The sequence below is a fragment of the Candidatus Contubernalis alkalaceticus genome (assembly GCF_022558445.1).
Classification (GTDB): Bacteria; Bacillota; Dethiobacteria; order SKNC01; family SKNC01; genus Contubernalis; species Contubernalis alkaliaceticus.
This window is the reverse complement of sequence record NZ_CP054699.1, coordinates 780,097-801,019: the sequence shown is the minus strand read 5'-3', so window position 1 is coordinate 801,019 and position 20,923 is coordinate 780,097. Positions and strand designations below refer to the sequence as shown.

Below are 20,923 nucleotides of genomic sequence, written 5' to 3'. Positions count from 1 at the left end.
ATGTGGGCACAGTTTGACGCTTACTTAAAAATGAATACAATCTAACCAGTAGGAAACAAAGTGAAATTTTATTAAAAATTGAACCAGAAGATTTTTGTCATACATTACAGAATACTAATTTAGGATTCGAGCATGAAGTTTTATATTAGATATTCAACACCCTGGGACACAAAAATCTTTAGTTAATTTCTGGAATTTCTAGGAATTATCTTTAACATCAAGATAAATATCCGGCTCAAAACCAGCGAGTGCTAATACTCTGGGCACTTTAAAACTTTTAGAAAAAGCACGGCGATCAGGGTTTGAAGTGGTCATTACCAACACATATTCCAGGCTTTGCAGAATCTTTTTACCGGTTGGATTAAATGTTTTCACTTTTCCAGGGATGACGAGTGGTTCCGTTTCTTTTTTTAATGCTTCCCTGACTCGACGTTCCAGGATACCAAATATAAGTAGAGCAATTAACAAAACATAGGCCAATGCTTCTACCCGTTCCGGGTTCTTCAGGTAAATAGGACCGACAAAAAACGGGTCTTTGAGAAACTTAAAAGAAGTTTCCACACTGCTCTGGGCTTTGTATTCTTTTAAAATCTCAGACGATGTATACTCATTCAGGTTGGTAATTAGCACAAAACAACTCAGACGTTCCTTTTCTTTTTGTATCTCTTTTTCATCGGTGGAATACTGAAGCTTAAGAAAATAGACAATTTCTTTGGGGGTATTCTTCCCCGGTCGACCGGGCTTTCGCTTTTCCCGAGCCAAGACTTCACCTGTTACGGGATAAATTGAATCCCCGCACTGTTTTTTAAAGGCTTTTAGAGCAGCTTCGGCATCAGGTGCACAGGCATAGGCATTTTTCTCTAGTTCGTCAATGGCCTTTTCTAGCTCTTTTTGCCTTTTAAGAAGCTTTTTTTCAAGAGACCGGGTTTTACGACCGTCTAGCTTGGATGAATGCATCACCAGAAAACGATAGCTTTTTCCACAGAGCTCCTCTGTAAATTCCTGAACCCGGTAAACAGCTGAATCTTTTTTATCAGAAAAGGTTCCCAGTTCTATAAAGCTATCTTCTTTCCAGGCCCTAGCCTTGATTTCTTTTTCCAGTGAAAAATTGCCCGGGAGTCGGGAAATAAACTTTAGCTTGTGCTTGTCGATTTGCATCAAATTATTCTCAGTAACCAGAGATGAGTCAGCCACGTATATAATGTCTTTTAAAGTATCTGGGTCAAAATTTTCTGCTAGTTTTTCGATAAATTTAAAGTTCCAGGTCTTATCGCTGGTATTTCCGCTTTTTACCTCCGCACAGACCGGTACTTTGTCTTGAGTTACACTAAGGCCAAATAAGAATTGGTTAAGATCGGGCCTCTTGGCTTTGCTGTGTCCTTGCGTAATGATAAAGTCGTCTCCGTCTTCTTCGTTATAAGCACCGTACACAGATACAGATGTTGTGTCATTGTGTAAATACTTTATTTTAATTTGCTCATGACATATGGCCCTAAGGCATAAGGTGGAAAACACCTCCTGGGGCCCTCGATCTGCAAGTTTATCTAAAGAACGGGCCAGGGTATAGTCCGTCAGATCTTTTTTGATTACACCCTTGCCGAAAAGGTTTTCAATATCCAAATTTGCATAAAATTCATCCATTCGATATAGGGGTTTGCGTCCTCCAAACATATTGATGACCAGTGCTTTAATTCTTGTGCCAGGAGAAAGTCGGCACTGTGCCGGATCCCAGTAAACCATTTCATCAATGGTATTGCCAATCTTCAACTGGTCATATAGAGCTGAAATTAGTGCAGCAGGGCCACAATGGTACATTTCAATATCAGCAGTCATGTTCATCCCCTCCTGTTTTTATCATATAACAGAAGGGAAAATAGTACAAGGCAATATCTGTAAATTAACGCTATTTATGAAAATATTTTTCTTAAATGTGATTATCTAGTATAATTAGCTCGAATGGGAAAAATTAGGTTGTTGAATGTCTATTATATGTGTTTTGTCCTCAGGTTATGCTATTTAATTTTAGCGGCAAAGAAGAATTGGTGGATATATACACGAAGTTTAATATTATTGATTTAGCATCAGGAAATCGAGTAGTTGTTATATCATTCCATAAACGTAACAAGCCGATTGATTATCTACTTAGATAATGGTCGGAATTGAAAGGAGGAAACGTTATGATGGAGAAAATGACATTTTGTGAAACATGCAGAAAGGAAGAGCCTTATTTTTTAAAGACTGTAACAATGAAAAACAATTTGAAAGGCGAAGAATATGAATATGCAGGTAATCAGGCATTTTGTTCGAAATGCTATGATGAAGTGTATGTGGCTGAAATTGAAGATGGTAACTTGAAAGCTTTATACGATGCTTATCGACAAAAGAACGGGATAATTTCTCTTGAAAACATTCTTGAAATACCCCAAAAGTATAACATCGGAAAACGACCATTGTCATTACTTTTAAATTGGGGAGAAATGACTTTTTCCCGATATTACGAAGGAGATATGCCTACAAAACAATATTCAGATACTTTGCAAAAGATTTATAATGAGCCTGAGTTTTATATGTCTTTACTTGAGGAAAACAAAGGGAATTTAAAATCATTAACAGCTTATGAAAAGAGTAAAAGAGCTACATTAGAAATACTTGGTCAGTTACAATCATCAAAATCAAAAGTAGATGAGGTTACTGATTACTTGCTATTCAAATGTGAGGATATTACACCATTGGCTTTGCAGAAAGCTCTTTACTATGTTCAGGGTTTATATTACGCATTCATGGGTAATTTTCTTTTTGAGGAAGATTGTGAAGCTTGGGTGCATGGACCCGTTTACAGAGATATCTATAACCGATATTCCAGTTATCGTTTTGACCCTATAGAGGGAGAAAAGGATTTTGATATTTCTGTTTTTACTGATGCAGAGAAAGCAATTATTGACAGTGTCGTTCAGTACTTCTGCTGCTATAGCGGAAAGATACTGGAGTGCTTTACACATTCTGAAATGCCATGGTTAAAAACTCGTGGAAACCTTCCTGTTGAGGCACAGTCCAATCGTATTATCAGCAAAGAGATGATTGCTGAGTATTTCACTGCTGTAAAGCAAAAGTACAATATGCTTGTGCCAGATGATGTTGAAAATTATGCAAAAGTGATGTTTGAAAGAAATGTTTGAAAGAAAATTTAATTGTGTTTATAGGGAAGGATGATTACCCGCTCCTATATAAACCTCAACAGTTCCCTATATTTGAGCAGCAACCCCATACCAACATGAATTAGCGGAAGAAACAGTTCAAGTGTCATTGTATTGTATCCAACAATCAAAAAATACCATATAAAAACTTAGGGCAGGCTATTAAATGAAGCTCAAGAAGAATATATAGCAAACAATTGTTCTCATTAATCACAGTTTTAGTGCAAGTTGATGATGTTACGTTAATCTCTACCTTGGGTATAGTATTTTGGGTTGCATTTTTTACCACCTTATTTTGGTGCTTGTTTTCAAAACGGTTGGCGGTTATACTAATTTCTTTCTAAAGCCTTTTCATAGTTTATTTCCTTCATCTATTTTGCCGAACACACTTCTTACATTATTCGTACCCATTAAAATACCGAATACTTATAACTCCTATGCTATTTGGCATCGTTTTATTAATTGCTTCCAAAATGTTGAATTTACATACTTTTTCCCACTCTTTACCAACAATAAAATCCATAATATAATATAAAGCAGGTGTGAGTCCTTTTAAATCTTTAAATACCTTATTCAGGTCAATACTTGATAGATTCGAATCATTATTTAACCACTCTGTTAATGGTATTTTCCCAAACAATTCTTGATTGTCTTTTATTTTTATTATCAGTTCTAATATTGGATCATTTCCAGATGCCAATTCTTCCATAAATGGAAAACTATTCGTCTTAGTTGCAAGTAATATTACAGCTGCCAGAAATTTTCTATTTTTTGAAATCTTTTTTTCATCAGATTGTATTATCTTTCTTAAAGATTCCCTCCCTAAGTCTCCATAATTTGCTAAAGCAATCATAGCCGGACCCGCTATTCTATCATCCGCATCACTAGTACAAGTCTTTAATTTTTCATATATTTGATTTACTTTTACTCCGACTAAAGCCCAGACTGCAGCAAAACGTCTTATATACCCACTTCCAGTTTCTGTCTTAATATACCAGTCATCAAGGAGCAACCCAGATAAAAAATCAATAACATTTTTATTTCCTGTCCAATTATTTAAACATATAATTACATAAACATGAACATAAATATCCGGCTGTACTTTTTTCCCTGCCGTTAGAAAATCTAATAAAGGTTGTAGTAACAAGTCGCCATAATTACTAAAATTGCTAATTTGCAAAGCTGCTGTCCGTGCCACATGATGATCCGGTAACTCCCACCCTTCACTTCTATCCCTTTTATCTTTTAACAATTTAATTAAGCCACTAATTCCTTCAGACCAGACAAATTCGCCTATTATACTCAGACAGGTTTCACGAATAAGTGCGCTTGGGTCATTGCAAGCCATGTCAATAATTTTTTGTTTTAATATTGGATTATTATTAGCAACAACAGCAATATTTTCTATTGCGAATTTACGACAGCGATAATGGTCGTCCTCAATTGCTTTTTCTAAAGCTTTATTATATTCTTCCGGGTATTGAATAATGGCTTGTAATTTTACTAGTCTATATTCTTTTTCATCACAATTATACCAATGTTTGATTAACGGAAGCACCTGACCATTTTGCCCACATGCAGCAAATATTAGTGCCCTTTTTGAAATTGTAATATCAGTTGCTCTTGCTAAAGATATTACTTTTTCTTGAAGGATTGTGGCAAGATTATCCCATATGCCTGCAATATCATCGAAATTTGTACCACTTTTAGGTAGTATATTAAGTACTTCCTGTTCATCTTCACTAAAGTTAATATTTATTGCCTGATGATACTCTTTAGGACTTATATACTTATCAGGCCCTTCAAAGTTTTTAGATGCTTCATATAGTCTGCATTTTGAAACAAATCTACATTGGTTTGCTTTTTTATTTATTATTGCCCCAAATTTTTCTGCCTCATATAATTTTGCTAAACCCTCTAAAGCACCTCTTACTTCATCAACATGGCTTGCTTCCATTGCATCCAGTAATTTAGGAACCAAGTTGTACAATTTTGCGGTTCCAATAGCACGCCATGCATTTTTTCGAATATACGTCTCATTAGCATGAGAAAAACATTTTTCAAATGATCCCTCATTAAAAACAGTTTCTAAATTATTTTCAAATGCATTAAAACATGAACTGGTTAATTCACTTCGTGAAGCCAAATATTCTAAATACATTGGATCCTTGCGTAAGGCTAATCCAGCAACTAAAATATCTAAAGTTTCTTGGAGTGGGATAAAAATTTCCCCTGGTTCTTCCAAAAGATGTGCTTCATAACCTGCATTAAAAATTCCTTCACCAATTTTTTTGCCATAATCATTTTGCCATTTGTCATACCAAACACTAGCATCATTATATTCCTGAATAACGTATTCAAGGGCTTGTTCCAATTGTAATTCATTGCCCCATAATTTTAACCCTAGTGCAAATACAGGCAATATCATGTCCTTTCTCTTACTATTTAAAATACCTTCTAAACATGCATCAGGAAAACACCAGTCAAATTGATTAAATTTTATGATTACTTCGTCTAGATTAAAACCTGAGTGATGCTCTGGAAAATATCCTCTTATTATCTTTTCTGCTAAAGTCTTAGATTGTGGACATTTCTTAATTGCTTCAATATCTTCTCTAGTTAAATTATCAAAGTCAATTTCTTCAAAAAATGTCTTTTTTCTTTTTGGCCTCTCTTTATTAATTTGTGATGAAAAGAAAATTCTCGCCAGAATTGCCCAGGGCTTATCCTTTACATGCCAATTACCTAGTGCACGTAAAGCCATAGGAAATTCCTTTTGTTCACATGTCAAGGCATTTTCTGTTAGCCAATCATCTAGTGTGCTTAACATTTTATCAGATGGTCGCAGCTTTTGAGTGATGAGCCCTTCTATCATTCGTAAGATGTCAGATACTCTATCGCATTCTAACAAATTATTAAATATTATCTTTATAATATCTTTACACTCATCAGAATATCGATTAAAAAACCCATCAATAGCCTGCTCAATACGTGGATCCCGTAAGCATAATCCTCGATACTCATCAACTTTCAACCATCCTATATTCAAAAGGTATTTAATTGTTGAGGTTACAGGAATCCCTTCCGATAGCCTAATATTGGAATGTGTTATCCACTCTCTAAAAGTTTCGCTATCTTCTTGCCATTTTTCTGGTGAAGTACGAGTAAGAACCCAAGCCAGTATTACTGCCAACTTTTGATTGTAAGGTTTTGAACAGAGTTCATCGACATAAGTTTGAATTAAATTTTCTTGTTTGCATTTCTCTAGAGTTAATTGGAATTCTTTATAATTCTGAGGCACTTGTTCACTAATTCTTTCTATAACAGCTATAATTTCTACCGGATAAGTAAGCGAATCTAAAATATCCCTCAAGTTTTCTCTAATAAATTTTCTATGATTTAAACTGCTATTTGGAAGATATTTTAATCGCCTTTCAATCATTTTAATCCTTTGTTTTTCCGAATAAGAATCCTTATCAATCCTAAACGCTATTCGTTTAAGTTCTATCGGTAAACTGTCCAGGGGATAAACATCTTCTAAAACTGACTCACGAGAAACAATAATTATCCTTCTATCCTCTCTTGTTTGTCTTAATAGGTTTACAATACTATTACACCATTCCACAGCAGTTTGACCAGGAGTTATTCTTCCCCAAGGATCATCCAAATGTGCAATAACCGGCATTCCACTATTAAAAGCATCCAAGATTCCTCTTGGCATGTCCAATTCTGTAACAACCTGAAATGGAATTTCTTGCTTTTTATATTCATAAGCTAAAGCTTCAGCAAAAAGACTTTTTCCCACTCCGGGTTCACCATAAATCAATATAGCATAATATTTATTGAGAATTTTTCTTGCTTGGGTATGTTCATGTGGCATTACATGATAATTTAAAAAAATATTTGGTTGAGGCAATCCCTGAAATTTTTTTATAATATCTTCTATATCTGTTTTAGTTAATCTACGTGAAGATTTTCCTAGTAGCCTTTTCCTTACTGATTCTGCAATCTCTTGCCGGCAATCCACAATAAATTGCATTGGTACATTTCCAAATTTACGTAAAATATCTTCAGATAGTTTATTAGCATAATCCCAGGTGAATTTTGAAAAAATGGTAAAACGATGAGCTAAAATAATATTTTCCACCGTTGGATTAAGTTTTCTTTTAATTGTGCCTGGAAATTCTTTTGCTTTCGAGAAATCTCCAATTTGCGGCACACAAAAAGGTTGCAAATCTTTCGATACATCGGCATCAGTAACTAGAACATAAATACATTCCTCATTTTTTTGCATAAGTGCAATAGGGCTAACTCGTAATAATTTATTTGGTTTTGTATTACTCTTTGACTTTATTAGAATATTAGATACTTCAACAATAGCCCATGGTCCATTTGACTTGCTTTTAACTTGAACTATCAGTTTTTTACCAGGGGTTGTAGCAATTACTTCACTTTTATCTGATTCTATCTTAAATTCAGCTTCTATATCCTCCAGTGAAGCTGGTTCAATTTCAATATATTCTGCTTTTTCTCTCTCGAAAATCAGATGCAAAGCACACCATACACTTACATCAATTTGGTATTCATAACCTCTATAAATTTTATTAATATTATTCATACACTTACAACCCCATTTATTTAAATTTAAAATCAGTTTTTTAGGGTCAGCTTTTTGAACGACATTTGGTGATTATATCATCCTATCTCTATATGATACTTAAGTTACTTAGTTAACCTTTTTTCCCGCTATATAAATGATATTTAGTTTCCAGAACAACTGCAGATTCCTTTTAATACCGTGGCATGGAACAACAATCAATTTCAACGAAAATCACCTGATCCTCAAGGCCAATTGCAGAATCGCTTCGACTTAAACGTGCAGACAACTAGGCTGCATTTGTTAACTGCATCAATGCGAATATCAACTAACTCACAGTTTTCATCTTTACTCAATCCCAAATTGATGTTATCGTTGATGCGATTCAAATATACTTTCCAACGATTGTCGCATCTTGGGATTGGAAAGAGAACAAAACCAACAATCCCATTGGGGGAATTAAGCTTAATTGCGTCATCGATGATAGACTGAATATTTTTCGTAATTGGTCGGACATTAGAATTTACACCTTCAACTCTCCAATTAGTATTTGGCGTCTTTAATTCTACACTGTAAGGTTCCCCACCATAAAAGAATGTTATGTCCGTTCTATCCCGGCGGCGCCAAGCCTTAGACTCAACCTCGACACTTTTCATACCTATTGCTTCGAGGTAATGAGCAAGCTCAAATTTAAGCCAGCCTTCAAACTTGGCTTTCTGACGTATGGGAATTCTTAGTAAATTCTTGTTTCTCCTGAGAATCTGAACGATTCCCTTTCGGATCACCTTGTCCATTACTTAATATCCTCCAGACCAGGGTGCATGTTAAGAGTGAATACGAGTATCAATACATATTCCGCTGTAAAAATTCGGCCCCTGTTTTCGTAATTTTCTAGAATCTCCTAATAAAGGGCTATCGAAACCCTTTGTTCTTATCTTTCCAAAACGGTTTGTCCAATTCTGGTGGAACTGGTGTCCCATTTAGCCGGAATAAGCACAAGAGTATTAAATATTTACAAAAAGAAAAATACTTTAGTGCTTTAAAGTTGTGGGGGGACTGACCCTGAGAGGGAGTTTCTGGAAATTGCCAAGGGGCAAGGGCCGGAAACTCCCGGGCACCAGTGCCGTAAAACGCTATGGTATAAATATAATGATATCGATTAACTGGAAGACCAGGTTAAATAGGTTATTTCGAATGCTTCTCCTTCATGACCCTCTTCCAAAACTGGAAAGCCCATATCATGGTACTGACTTATCAGATAAGCTGTCATGCGGGCTCTGCAGTTCCCTAAAGGGAGTTGCTCGGTCGGAACGGAAGTCACTTCAGAGCCCTTCCATTTCGTCCCAGAAGGGGACTGGGGACTGGGCCCCGTTTAGGAAATTTGGGAAATTGCCCGAGGGGCAAGAGACGGAATTTCCGAACAAAACAAACACAGATTTAGTATAATTTTATATTAGAAACAACCGTATTAAAGTTATGTTTTGTAAGTGCATTCTTTGTTTTTTACTGCCCTGTCCAACGATTTGTTACCTCTTGCAACTTTTCGTTATCATGAAGAGCATTTACCCAACCTTCAATAAATGAAATATCTGCCGAATCCGGTAATTGGTCCTGGTTAAGTTCCCTGATTTTTATTCTGCTTGGTAATGCTGCTGCTTCACCTACAAACACCGCTTCACGTCTTGTTAAAGACGATAAAATTCTTGTAAGCCCAGATAGGCTATCTGGTAAGAATCTCGCAACCTGCTCCTGATCTCTTGAGTTTGTTAATCTTAACACAATCCATGAATTGCATTGGGATAAAACAGTACTTTCTACGTCAGACGGTCTCTGTGAAATAAGCATGAGTCCAATTCCATATTTACGTCCTTCTTTAGCTATTCTCCTGATCGATTCCTGTGCTTCTTTGTATTGTGCTTCACCTTGGTTCGGTACATATTTATGAGCTTCTTCACAAGCTATTAATATAGGATCCATTTTTCTTTCTTCGGGAGTTTGCCACAGTTTATATTGAAAAAGCAATCGAGCAATAACAGCTGTGAGCGGTCCTGAAATTTCATTCGGAAGGCCAGAAATATCAATAATACGTATATTCTTATTCTCACAATCAGGAACCTGCCCAATGAATTGCGCTAATACTTTATTAATTGATGGTGAATCGGTGGAGTATTCTTCCATTAGAAACTTTAATTGCGGATTGGCTTTAAGGACACGTATCTTTTTTAATACAGAGTCGACTCTTTGCCAAATAGAATCGGAAGCTGTTCTTGAATCTTTTTTACCGGTTTTCCTACCTTGAACCTGTTCAATATGCTTGATGAGTTCTCCCATTTTAAAGGCCAATGGTTTATCCCTATCAAAATTTGATCTATCGTCTTCAATTTTTCCTTCAACCAAATCTGGGATTTGGTCACCATCGGGATTATCTAATGACTTGACAACTCCAGCTTGTACCATACGCGCATAAGTAAGCGCCTCATATACAATATTATTTTGCGAGGTTGCTTCATGCTCTGTTTTGCCAATAATTATGGAACGAAATTCATCTCCAGACATCAACCAATAAGGTAACTTCAATTCTGTTGTAGCTTCACCACCAGCAGATGATTCGGAATATGCCCGGTAAACTATCGCATCATTTGGAAATGCTTTTGCATATTCACCATGAGGATCTATAAGTATTATTCTTGGTGAAAGCGATTTGTCAGTCTCATATTTATATTCAATAACAGAATGAAGAATAGCTGCAACTGTCGCTGATTTACCAGATCCTGTTGAACCTAATATCGCACAATGATTTCCAAACAACTTGTCCATATTAGCTCTACAAACTGCTGAATTTGCTCCAACATAAGTACCTATAGAAAGCATTGGGTCAAGATGACTTTCTGCTGCCTTTTCCGCCGACTGATAGATTTTTTCTAATTCATCTTTTGTTGTCAGATAAGCATATTGCAATGGTAAAGGGTAAGTTTCAACACCTCTATTGAAACTTAATTTGCTTTTTGATTCACTCCAGAAAGCTTCACCAAATAAATCTGCTTCCAATATTCGAGAGTCATCCGAGGGGCTTATCTTTTTTTCGTCTATTAAGTCAACCTCCGAGCTCATTCTGAGCATTTTTACAAATCCAAATATTACTTTTCTACCAAAATGGATTTTTATAACACTTGCCATCTGACCAATAGAATAAACTCTACCATCTATAGTTCTGCTCAAGTTACCTAGTTTGTTGTCCAGTTCAACTTTTATTGAATTGCCGTTTACCTCGATTATTTTACCTATTTTTAAATCATTGTGTTCTTTAAACAAAATCATAATGGTTCACCATCCTTTAGGAAATTTATTAATTCGCTAAATTTCCACCAGTTTAACGTATCCTCTTCCCTTTTGTAGATAAGTGTATCAGAACCATGATATATACCTTTTTTAGTTGCTATAAATATTTTATTTGCAATTGTTTGTTCTTTAAGCCAAGTTGATAATACTTCATTTATATCATCAATAAACACAATTAATGTTGTTTTGTTCCCAATAGATTTCAGAGCTATTTCTATTTCTGAATTTATATGATAATCTCCGAAACTATACCCTGCAAATATAGTAACATGCTCTAAAGGGGAATGTAGTTGTTCTCTAAATTTTGTGAAAAGTGCCGCAAACGGATCTTTTTGTGTTTCTATATATTTTGTAGCTTGGGGATAAATTATGACGCATGAAGAGTGATCTAAATAATTTACACCATATCGATTACGGATCATTCCATCTTTTGTATCTTTGATCCAATCAACAGAACCATGAAGCTTAATAATATTAATACCTGGACTCGTATTGAAAGACACTTCCGGATCCCAAAATCCGATAGCGGCGCCATTAAACCCATCATTTACATTAAATTTTTCAAGGGCTAATGCATCTTCCATAAGGGTGTCATAATTTGTGGTAAAGAATGAAATTGAGGAACGGGGAAGTAGATTAGCTTTTGAAGATACAAGTGCTTTTACAAAATTTCTGTGATTTTTAATATCCACAATAGGATTTTCTATCGAACCTATTCTTTCAGGAATTCCATTTGCGGCCTCTGTATAACCATACCTAATTGTTATTCCGATTTGACTTACTAATTCAAAATGCAGGCTAACAAGTTCTTCTGTTGAGTAAGTTTTATTTTTTAATTCAACACTACTATGCTTTGACCTTTCAGATAGCGTTATAAAATCGCCAATATGACTTAAAACATGTTCAATATGGTAATCATCTGGTAGATCGTCTGTAATATTATTATACATTTCTTTTAAGACACCTTCTGGAAGTAAATTTTCAACTCTTTTCGTTAATGTTTTCATTAATGGAATATTTGCTTCATAGCTAATGCCAGCACCAAATATCCAATTCTGATTTTCACAAGCTAAATGCTTATTCAACTCTTCAACTTTTTCCTCGAATAAATCCATTTTGTCCCCCTTTATTAACTTCTAAATAGTACAGATTGATAGATTGATTTACTACACGCGAAAGTTTTCTATAGAAAGAACTGTACCATCTTGCCTCAAATCAAAAGACATATTTCCTTCTTCATAAGTTATTTCGTCCTCTTTAAAACCTAAAATATTTTGAAAATCCTGTTCTATTAATGTCTCAATTAACCTTTGGGTTACAAAAAAGCCAATCCTATAGCTATCTGTTATAACCATACCCCTATCATCAAATTGAGTGGATTTCGGAATAAACGTCCTAAGTTTCACTCCAAAATCTTGATTAATAATCTTAAAAATATCTATTTCCACGCCTATTTTTCTGACTAATTGACTGTCTAAACCTTTTCTATTAAAAGCAAGATAACCTTGATTAGCTTCTTTTTCAATTTCTATTGAACGATAATATAAACGTTCGGCAAGTTGATAAAAACCTGCCCAGTTCATGCAACTTGAATAATATCTAAGTGCATTAACTATACTAGTTCTTTCGTCACTTTTGGTAAAATCCTGTTCAGGATCATCAATAAAACATGTGCAAGCAGATTGCTCATTATACTTAATTTTAGTTATAAATGAATATTTTGGTCTAGGGTAAGTAGCTAATTGTTCTACGCAGCTATTGCGAACCATTTCAATCGATGCATTTTGCCTGCCTTTTACTTCAAATGTTATTTGATTTAAACCAGGACCGATCACTTGAAAATCAGCTATTTTACTAGAATTGATGTGCCTTATTTTATTTAAATTTGCTGGTTTAATTATATCTGAGGATGATAATATTGATTCAACTCCTATCGCAGTTCCCATAAGTAACCCTATATCTTTTCTTTGATCCGTTGAAGGATCTCTTTTAAACTTTAGTCTTGAAGAGTTTTCATAGCAAGATGAAAAGTTTGCCTTTACTATTCTAATTTTTAATTCTTGATCAAGCCCTGAGTAATCTAAATAATGCATTGCACCAGAATGAATTAGTCTTATTCTATTAGTAATTAAACCTATATTGCATAGTTGATTCCATCTGCTACTATTAATCTCTGGCGGTATATCATTAAATACTCTATTACTACCTTTTTGAAATTCTACCAGAATCATCATTATCACCTCGTGCCCGGAGATTCAGGTCCTTGCCCTTTGGCAATTTCCAGAATCTCCTAATTGGGGTCAGTCCCCCACAACTGTCCCCCACAACTTTAAAGTTATGAAAATAATTTTTTTCCTTTATTTCGTAATTCTTAATATTGCATAGGCTCCCTTTCTTTTAACTGCTATAATTTCATAATCTATGTTTTTAACGCATAATTTTTCTAACCTTGCTCTAAGTTGTTTTTTCCCGGTTGTATGACCATTTACTTCATTCTTGGCTTCAACTATAATTGCAAACTTTTCATTGTGATTCTCATTTGGCAAAAAAATTAAACCATCAAATTCAGCATCTTCAGTATTCGAACTATCCAATATTATCTTTGTCGAGCCTACATAGCACATTATAAAACCTTTAACTTTTAATATTTCTAAAATATAAGCCATAAATTGTAATTCATGAAGATAATCATTGTTGGTTATTCCTTTGGCATTTTGGTTTTTTGCGTATTGCTTTACCCATTGACTAGCCTTTAGCGAACCTCTACCTATAAATGTTGGAGGTAGTATTCTAATATTTGGGCTTTCTAGCTTAATTTTTATTGACCAAGAAAATATTGCTTTTAAAACAAATTTTATACAATTTAAATGATTATTTATTATATTATTCTGAACAACAAAATGTCCGTTTAGTGAATTTTCAAAACTTATTATATCTGATAGAATTGAGCACGCAACCTTTAACTTTTTTATATCGGATATTTGTTCATTAATTCCATAAGCAATATTCAAGTATTTTTTTTCAGCATCAAATTGTACTCCAACTCTACAATAACTCTTTCCGATTTTTATCCTCTTTGCCATTTCTAATTTAACGGTATCTCCAATTTGTTTCTCAATCGTATTGGGGTCCAAGAGATATTCTAAATATATTGTAGCTTTTCTATCCCAATCTGGTTCAGGAGACTGCGAAAGTGATTGAATATTAAAAACTTTTTTGATCTTGTAAAGTTTCCCAGGATTTGAGGGTTTCAATAAATTGCATAAATCATTAATATTAGAGCATTCATCTCTAACTTCATATAAATTTTTGACAGTCTTCTCTGTAACTCTTGAAATTTCTAGTAGAGAAGGTGCGCTCATATAAACATTTCTACGCATAACTGAATCAAGTTGTACTAAAGCAGATTGAAAGCCAGCATCGGATTCAAAAATATCTTCAAACACATCGTTAAAACTTAAAATTATTGAAGCTAGGTTTAATGAAAAAGGTACTGGTGCATAATGAGAATCAAGTGCCAAATAAGAAACTCTGTAAGCGCTCAATAAGTCGGTGTATGGTAACTTCCCTAGTAATATGAGACAATTCTCTAAATTAGAATTTGTAGAGTTTTTCGACCAGGTCGAAAAACTCCAAAAGGAGGTTTAGAGTTGAACACCAGGGAAGTTACTAGAAAGTACCGGCTGAATCAATGGACTCAAATTATCCGCGAATGTCGCAGTAGTGGACAAACCGTCAAGGTATGGTGCGCTGACCATGACATCAACCCAAAAACTTACTACTATTGGTTGCGGAAAGTACGTGAGGCGGCATGCGAAGCCATCCCATCTCTTGAAGAAAATAGTTCAATCGTACCAGTAAACATTCCAGCAAATGCAGACGGTCCAGTTTCAGAGTCGACTTCACAAATTATTCTGCGGTTTGGTTCTGTTACATTGGAGCTTCGCAACAATGCATCCACGACGTTAATCGAAAATACCTTAAGGGCACTACAAAATGTTCGGTGATATCTCCAAAGCCGAGAAAATATATATTGCTTGTGGTTATACTGACATGAGAAAGGCAATTGATGGACTTGCTGCTATCGTCCAACAAAACTTTCAGTTAAATCCCTTTCAGAACAGTTTGTTTCTCTTCTGTGGCCGGCGCCGCGATCGAATCAAAGCACTCTACTGGGAAGAAGATGGATTCGTGCTCCTGTACAAGCGATTAGAAAACGGAAAGTTCCAGTGGCCAATGAACGCCGAAGCAGTTCGCTCTATTACAAATCAGGAGCTTCGGTGGCTCTTGGAGGGACTTTCCATTGACCAACCAAAGGCCGTAAAAAAAGTTAAGATAGAGGGTGGTTTTTAACTAAAAAAAGTGCTAAGAATGCCCATAAACACTGGCTTTCTGGACGTTTTTATGCTATACTAAATATAGTAAAAATACCAAAGGAAACCATCATTTATGAGCGCATCCGAGCAGTTGTTAGAAAAATTAGAAAACCGTATATCCCAACTGGAGCAGGAAAACAAAAAGCTCCACGATACAGTCGAGTATCTGACACGTAAACTTTTCGGGAAAAGCTCTGAGAAGACATCGTCCCTACCCACGGGACAGATGTCTCTTTTTGATGAGGCAGAAATAGAAGCGAATCCGAAGGCCCCAGAACCTGACCTTAAGGAAGTGCAGGGTTATCGAAGAAAGAAATTTAAGGGACAGCGAATGGAGCTATTGAAAGATATCCCTCGCGATAAACGCCTCTGCACTCTTGCTGAAGAAGATCGCTTCTGTGAAGAATGTGACACCACTCTTTTATCAGTTGGTGAAGAATTTATCCGCACCGAAGTTGAGTATATTCCTGCCAAAGTCAGGGTCATTGATTATTACCGTGAAACCTTCGAGTGCCGAACCTGTCGTAAAGATGGAAAACCATACATGGAGAAGTCGCCGATGCCTTATCCGGTAATTCAGCATTCCATGGCGTCTCCATCTACAGTGGCTTGGGTTATGCATCAGAAATTCGTCAATGCCCTTCCCCTTTATCGGCAGGAAAAGGAATGGAAGACACTTGGTGTGAACCTAAGCCGCGCTACCATGTCCAATTGGATTCTGGCTGCATCCCGTGACTGGTTGCGTCCTTTGGTGGAGCTGATGCACCAAAAGCTGATGCAGGAGCATTATATACATGCAGATGAAACGCCCGTGCAAGTAATGAACGAAGTGGGGCGCAAGAACACAACAGATTCCTACATGTGGTTATACAGTTCTGGCCAGCATGCCAAACACCCCATCCGGATCTTCGAGTATCAACCGGGAAGGAGTGGCAAGTACCCGCAGGAGTTCCTGAAAGACTATGAAGGGTATCTCCACTCAGATGCATATTCTGGGTACAAGAAGATTCCAGGAATCATAAGATGCCTGTGCTGGGCACATGTCCGAAGGAAGTTTGTCGATGCACTTCCCAAAGATGCCCATCGACCTGAAGCTACCTTTTCAAGCCAAGGCATTGCCTACTGCAACAAACTTTTTGAGACTGAAAAAAATCTCGAGAAGCTACCAAGTGAACAGCGCAAAGTAGAGCGTCTGAAGCAGGAAAAGCCTGTTTTGGAGGCCTTTTGGTCGTGGATTTATTCCACCAAGAAAAAGGTGCTTCCCAAATCTAAATTGAGCGAAGCCTTGAACTATGCCCTAAACCATAAGAAAGAGCTAACGAATTATCTTGAGGATGGCAACTGCTCTATTTCCAACAACCTGGCAGAAAACAGTATCCGTCCCTTTACTATTGGACGAAAGAACTGGCTTTTTAGCGGAAGCCCTAAAGGAGCTGCAGCAAGTGCAGCCGTTTACAGTATCATTGAAAGTGCCAAGGCTAATGACCTAAATCCATACAAGTACCTATATTTCATCTTTAGCGAGCTTCCAGGCGTACAGTTTGGGCAACATCCAGAGTTCCTTGAAGATTATCTTCCATGGAGTCAGGATGTCCAGGAAAACTGCAAGTAAAGAAAAAGAGGCAAAAACTTAGTTTACACTAGTTTTTGCTTTTTTTATATCCACTGACTTATTAGACGCTTACGAAACTCTTCTTACATTTCCATATAATGTCCATATTTTATTTAGTGCTTCTTTAGTTCCATTATCTCGATTTATATAAGCTCTAATTACATTTATCGGATAAGATACATAGTCTTGTCTTTTACCATATCTTTTATATCTTTGTAACAAAAAAAGAGCAACAATATACTGAACAGAATAAATTTGAAATCCGTCTAGAACTTTTTCAAAATAGGGTCTATCTTCTCTAGCAAGTCCTGATTTAAAAATATTACGTATTTCTTTGTTTGAGTGCAAATAGTGCAAAAATGCTCTACTTGCAGTAAATGTTTCAGGTAGGTGTCCAATATTGGCTAAAAGAATAATCGACTGCAATACTTCAGCTCCAGACGGGTATTTGTCTATTCCTGGTAGTCTTCCAAATTCTTTTCTTTTAGCGCTAAGATTTAGATTACCATTACCGGCACCTTTTAATCTTGAAAGTTCCGTTACTAAGACCCACTGAATAAATACATATTCATAACGAGTATGATGAGCGCCAGGTAGCACATTTCTTAAAACTCCAAGTTGGTTAGTGCTATTTAGTCTGATATCATGACCGTAGTAGCTTAAAAAACGATATAAAATTTTGGTATAGGTAAATAAATTTGCATTAAGAGATCCATACCCGGGTAAATTGTAAGAGATATTTTTAGACATATGCACCTCTTATTTCTTAAAAAGTATTGTGTCTAAATACTACGCTTGTCGTATCAAAATATTTCCTGATTCCTTGGCCATCATATACAGAGGCTTACAGGGCAAGTTCGCAAAGTTACCATTTATATTTTCCGTTCGTAATATCTATTTTACTTAGCTTCTGCACTTTCTTAAAAATCACCTAAATGGGGTCAGTCCACCAATTTAATATGTTAAAGCGTTATCCTGAAATGTTCCACAATATTAAAACACTATTCTTCACATTTGTTAAAAGAGATAGAAACTATTTTAGCTCTGCCCTCTTCACTGATTCCAAGTGAATAATTAATGGATAATTATTCTATTTACATCTTATTTCTGCAAACTTGTCGAAATCCCTTTGTAGTAAATTGTCTAGTTTTGTCATTTAATTGCATGGGTTCTTCCAGAACATCCCGTAAGGTGTCTATCCCCCACCGCGATAAAATAGAATACTGGAAAAAAAATGATCCATGCCCTAAACATATTTTTAGTGAATTAGTAGTAACTAAACAAAAATTTTAATGTTATTATATAAGTATATTGGTCGATCGATTAGTTTCACTGGTTTTCAGTTAAATCAATTATTTTCTGTACGCAAGATTGAAGGTCATTCTTTACTTCTTTTTCCCAAAATCTAATTACTACAAAGCCTAATTCTTCTAATTTTTTGGTATTTTCTTTATCACGTTCAATGTTCCTTTCAATTTTTTTAATCCAATAATCCCTATTAGATTTGATTCTGCATTTCTTTTCTTCCCAATTATGTCCATGCCAAAATTCCCCATCTACAAAAATGGCTATTTTATTCTTAGTTATTAAGATATCAGGTTTCCCAGGTAGTTTATTATAGTTTTTCCTATACCTTATCCCCTTTTCCCAAAGGCCTTTTCTAAGCATCACCTCAGGACCGGTATTTATTCCACGTATTTTTTTCATAATGTTTGACCTTTGAGGAGTTGTTTCAAAGTTATATGCCATAATGCCTCACCTTTAGATTATTTAAAATGAATAACGGCATGTACAGGCACATGCCGTTATAATAATTACCATGGTTCATGGTGCCTGTAAAGCGATGGAGGTACACCAATTAATGTAATATCAAATTTTACACTAGGCTCTACTAATGTTCTGGCGTTATGGAGCCTGGCCGATATTGTCCATCCCTCATCACATACAATAAAAATTGTATTATCTGAGCCTGGTTTATAGTCAATTGAGTGAAAGCGACTAGGCAGCCGAACCCTTGGCATCCTTACTTGAGGCCGTATTCCGCCTGCCTGATTATTTAATGTCCCATATAATGAAAAGCCTTGAATTTCAGTAGTTCTAGTACTTTTATGCGCAATAATTTTGTAAAAGTCATACCTTCCCAATAAATAGCTAAGTAACCTTTGTGGTATCATCGCGCCATGCTGCTCATAAATTGATTGTAACTCCCTAATAAAAGCATCTAGTATAGGAATGTAGTATTCTTGTGCTTTATCGGGGACACTGTTCCATTCTGCCCTCTGCTCTCTCAAAACACTGAGCCTAGTAAAATATGGGTTAATTTCTGTGAAATATTGATAACTACAAGGGACCTGCAACCACTTATCCCCAAAATCTATAGTTTGTGATAACCTGGAATGCTTTACTGCGGCATGATTATGTTTTGCTGACAATCCAATTTCCCAATTATTCTGTCTTCGTAGGGCTAAAATATCCCGGACATCGCCAACTTGTCCCTGGCTGTCTGGCTGGATTTCTAAGTAAAGCGGAATATTTTCCATGAAATTTTCAAGCTGGGGTTCAAGGCGGATTAAAACACGAACAGCAGCATCTGCAGCTAAATCCATGCTTTCCCTTAGCCTATTGCTCAGATTAAAATAGGATTGATGAGCCTTTTCTACGCTTGAAGATGCCACAATCTCCACAGGCTGGGTTCCGTTTAAAAAAGTATAGAGTGCTGACAAACAAGCATACTCAAATGCTTTACCTCTTATGTTTTGAGTAGGCATATTATCCGCTCACTTTTGCTAGTTTTTCAGGTTCGTATATTCGATTTAAAGATTTAATTATCTGTTTGCCAATTTCTTCTGCTAACTTTACCGGTACTGCATTACCGATTTGCTTATACTTTGAAGTTAAATCACCCGCAAAATCCATTCCATAAGGGAACGTTTGAATAACTGCCGCTTCTTGCCATGAAAACCTCCGGGTCTTTCCTCTCCCAAATCTCCATTCATCCCTTCCTAACTTAATCATTTCAGGAGATGAAGGATGAAGCGTAACTTGTTTTGCCATAGCTGGAATAGTATAAGAAACCTCATTCCACCCTCTACGCCTATTTCTACTCATATACCTTGAAGAAAAAGGTGCCTCACAAACATCTTTTGACCTAGGTTCCGGCAACATCCCTATAGTTTCAATGAGTTCTGTTTGTTTTACATGTTTTTCCGGAAAATTATAATTCAAACCATACCCTCTCTTCATTCCTACTAAAATAACTCTCCACCTATCTTGGGGTACACTATAATGTGCCGCATTTAATAATTTATATGTAACATCATAATTTTTCGATTTAAAATCAGAAATTATTGCTTCTAATATAGCACCATTGCCAAGAGTTAACAAACCTTTTACATTTTCAGCAACAAATGCATAAGGCTGCATTTCTTCTACTAGTTTTACAAAGTAACGATATAATGTATTCCTTTTATCATTAATTTTTCTTGGACCTGCTAAGCTAAAACCTTGACAGGGAAATCCTCCTACAATTACATCTGATTCAGGTATTTCTTTGAAATTTATTTTTGATATATCGCCTTGATGTACATAAGCATTTGACCAAGATTTATATGTTTCACAAGCATCTTTATCTATATCATTAGCCCAGATCACATCAAAACCCGCATTTTCTAATCCCAAATCCATGCCACCAGCACCTGCAAAAAGAGATACTACTGTAGGCTTAAGTAACAATTTATTAAATACCCCCTTCCGCTTAATAAGTGCTGTAAAATACTATTAATAGAATTAATTCTATATAAATTAA

The 20,923-nt window shown here is 35.8% G+C and carries 15 protein-coding genes; 4 read left to right on the top strand and 11 right to left on the bottom strand.

Going from position 1 to position 20,923, the window contains the following annotated elements:
- Positions 1-198 precede the first annotated feature (198 nt).
- Entirely contained in the window at positions 199-1,833 is a 1,635-nt protein-coding gene (locus HUE98_RS03845) for an IS1634 family transposase (RefSeq protein WP_241421052.1), read from the bottom strand.
- A gap of 344 nt (positions 1,834-2,177) precedes the next feature.
- On the opposite strand from HUE98_RS03845, the gene HUE98_RS03840 reads away from it, so the two are divergent.
- Entirely contained in the window at positions 2,178-3,176 is a 999-nt protein-coding gene (locus HUE98_RS03840) for a type II TA system antitoxin MqsA family protein (RefSeq protein ID WP_241422555.1), read from the top strand.
- Positions 3,177-3,591: 415 nt separating this feature from the next.
- Here the strand turns inward: HUE98_RS03840 and HUE98_RS03835 are convergent, their stop codons facing one another.
- The 6 genes from HUE98_RS03835 to HUE98_RS03810 form a co-directional block, all read right to left on the bottom strand.
- Positions 3,592-7,812, bottom strand: coding sequence for an nSTAND3 domain-containing NTPase (locus HUE98_RS03835; RefSeq protein WP_241422554.1), 4,221 nt, complete (start codon positions 7,810-7,812; stop codon positions 3,592-3,594).
- 224 nt (positions 7,813-8,036) lie between these two features.
- Positions 8,037-8,585 carry a hypothetical protein gene (locus HUE98_RS03830; protein WP_241422553.1) on the bottom strand — a complete coding sequence of 183 codons (549 nt, stop codon included), beginning with the start codon at positions 8,583-8,585 and terminating at the stop codon, positions 8,037-8,039.
- A 709-nt stretch (positions 8,586-9,294) separates the two neighbouring features.
- Positions 9,295-11,109, bottom strand: coding sequence for an ATP-binding protein (locus HUE98_RS03825; RefSeq protein ID WP_241422552.1), 1,815 nt, complete (start codon positions 11,107-11,109; stop codon positions 9,295-9,297).
- On the bottom strand, positions 11,106-12,245 hold the full coding sequence (locus tag HUE98_RS03820; protein WP_241422551.1) for an SIR2 family protein: 1,140 nt from the start codon (positions 12,243-12,245) through the stop codon (positions 11,106-11,108). The genes HUE98_RS03825 and HUE98_RS03820 overlap by 4 nt, the downstream gene beginning before the upstream one ends.
- A gap of 51 nt (positions 12,246-12,296) precedes the next feature.
- On the bottom strand, positions 12,297-13,361 hold the full coding sequence (locus tag HUE98_RS03815; protein ID WP_241422550.1) for a hypothetical protein: 1,065 nt from the start codon (positions 13,359-13,361) through the stop codon (positions 12,297-12,299).
- A gap of 126 nt (positions 13,362-13,487) precedes the next feature.
- Positions 13,488-14,651 carry a hypothetical protein gene (locus HUE98_RS03810; RefSeq protein ID WP_241422549.1) on the bottom strand — a complete coding sequence of 388 codons (1,164 nt, stop codon included), beginning with the start codon at positions 14,649-14,651 and terminating at the stop codon, positions 13,488-13,490.
- A gap of 129 nt (positions 14,652-14,780) precedes the next feature.
- Between HUE98_RS03810 and tnpA the strand changes: the two genes are divergently transcribed.
- From tnpA to tnpC, 3 genes are all read left to right on the top strand, one after another.
- Positions 14,781-15,137, top strand: a complete 357-nt coding sequence (tnpA, locus tag HUE98_RS03805) for an IS66 family insertion sequence element accessory protein TnpA (RefSeq protein ID WP_241420423.1) — start codon at positions 14,781-14,783, stop codon at positions 15,135-15,137.
- Positions 15,127-15,483, top strand: coding sequence for an IS66 family insertion sequence element accessory protein TnpB (gene tnpB / locus HUE98_RS03800; protein ID WP_241420424.1), 357 nt, complete (start codon positions 15,127-15,129; stop codon positions 15,481-15,483). Before tnpA ends, tnpB begins: the two co-directional genes overlap by 11 nt.
- A gap of 96 nt (positions 15,484-15,579) precedes the next feature.
- Entirely contained in the window at positions 15,580-17,118 is a 1,539-nt protein-coding gene (tnpC, locus tag HUE98_RS03795; RefSeq protein ID WP_241422548.1) for an IS66 family transposase, read from the top strand.
- A 69-nt stretch (positions 17,119-17,187) separates the two neighbouring features.
- Here tnpC and HUE98_RS03790 read toward each other — a convergent pair whose 3' ends face one another.
- The 4 genes from HUE98_RS03790 to HUE98_RS03775 all read right to left on the bottom strand — a co-directional run bounded on the left by HUE98_RS03790 (position 17,188) and on the right by HUE98_RS03775 (position 20,850).
- Complete coding sequence (locus HUE98_RS03790; protein WP_241422547.1) at positions 17,188-17,868, bottom strand: hypothetical protein; 681 nt, start codon at positions 17,866-17,868, stop codon at positions 17,188-17,190.
- Between the two features lie 579 nt (positions 17,869-18,447).
- Positions 18,448-18,867: a very short patch repair endonuclease gene (locus HUE98_RS03785; RefSeq protein WP_241422546.1), complete on the bottom strand. Its 420-nt coding sequence runs from the start codon at positions 18,865-18,867 to the stop codon at positions 18,448-18,450.
- A 65-nt stretch (positions 18,868-18,932) separates the two neighbouring features.
- The gene (locus tag HUE98_RS03780; RefSeq protein WP_241422545.1) at positions 18,933-19,886 is read right to left on the bottom strand and encodes a HaeIII family restriction endonuclease; all 954 of its coding nucleotides are present in this window, start codon (positions 19,884-19,886) and stop codon (positions 18,933-18,935) included.
- Position 19,887: 1 nt separating this feature from the next.
- Positions 19,888-20,850 (bottom strand): DNA cytosine methyltransferase, encoded by a 963-nt coding sequence (locus HUE98_RS03775; RefSeq protein ID WP_241422544.1) that lies wholly within the window; start codon positions 20,848-20,850, stop codon positions 19,888-19,890.
- Positions 20,851-20,923: the final 73 nt, after the last annotated feature.

What these genes read in the sequence shown, in the direction of transcription:
- HUE98_RS03845 (WP_241421052.1), bottom strand. Translation starts at nt 1,833, where the DNA reads ATGACTGCTGATATTGAAATGTACCATTGTGGCCCTGCTGCACTAATT.
- HUE98_RS03840 (WP_241422555.1), top strand. Translation starts at nt 2,178, where the DNA reads ATGATGGAGAAAATGACATTTTGTGAAACATGCAGAAAGGAAGAGCCT.
- HUE98_RS03835 (WP_241422554.1), bottom strand. Translation starts at nt 7,812, where the DNA reads ATGAATAATATTAATAAAATTTATAGAGGTTATGAATACCAAATTGAT.
- HUE98_RS03830 (WP_241422553.1), bottom strand. Translation starts at nt 8,585, where the DNA reads ATGGACAAGGTGATCCGAAAGGGAATCGTTCAGATTCTCAGGAGAAAC.
- HUE98_RS03825 (WP_241422552.1), bottom strand. Translation starts at nt 11,109, where the DNA reads ATGATTTTGTTTAAAGAACACAATGATTTAAAAATAGGTAAAATAATC.
- HUE98_RS03820 (WP_241422551.1), bottom strand. Translation starts at nt 12,245, where the DNA reads ATGGATTTATTCGAGGAAAAAGTTGAAGAGTTGAATAAGCATTTAGCT.
- HUE98_RS03815 (WP_241422550.1), bottom strand. Translation starts at nt 13,361, where the DNA reads ATGATTCTGGTAGAATTTCAAAAAGGTAGTAATAGAGTATTTAATGAT.
- tnpB (WP_241420424.1), top strand. Translation starts at nt 15,127, where the DNA reads ATGTTCGGTGATATCTCCAAAGCCGAGAAAATATATATTGCTTGTGGT.
- tnpC (WP_241422548.1), top strand. Translation starts at nt 15,580, where the DNA reads ATGAGCGCATCCGAGCAGTTGTTAGAAAAATTAGAAAACCGTATATCC.
- HUE98_RS03790 (WP_241422547.1), bottom strand. Translation starts at nt 17,868, where the DNA reads ATGTCTAAAAATATCTCTTACAATTTACCCGGGTATGGATCTCTTAAT.
- HUE98_RS03785 (WP_241422546.1), bottom strand. Translation starts at nt 18,867, where the DNA reads ATGGCATATAACTTTGAAACAACTCCTCAAAGGTCAAACATTATGAAA.
- HUE98_RS03780 (WP_241422545.1), bottom strand. Translation starts at nt 19,886, where the DNA reads ATGCCTACTCAAAACATAAGAGGTAAAGCATTTGAGTATGCTTGTTTG.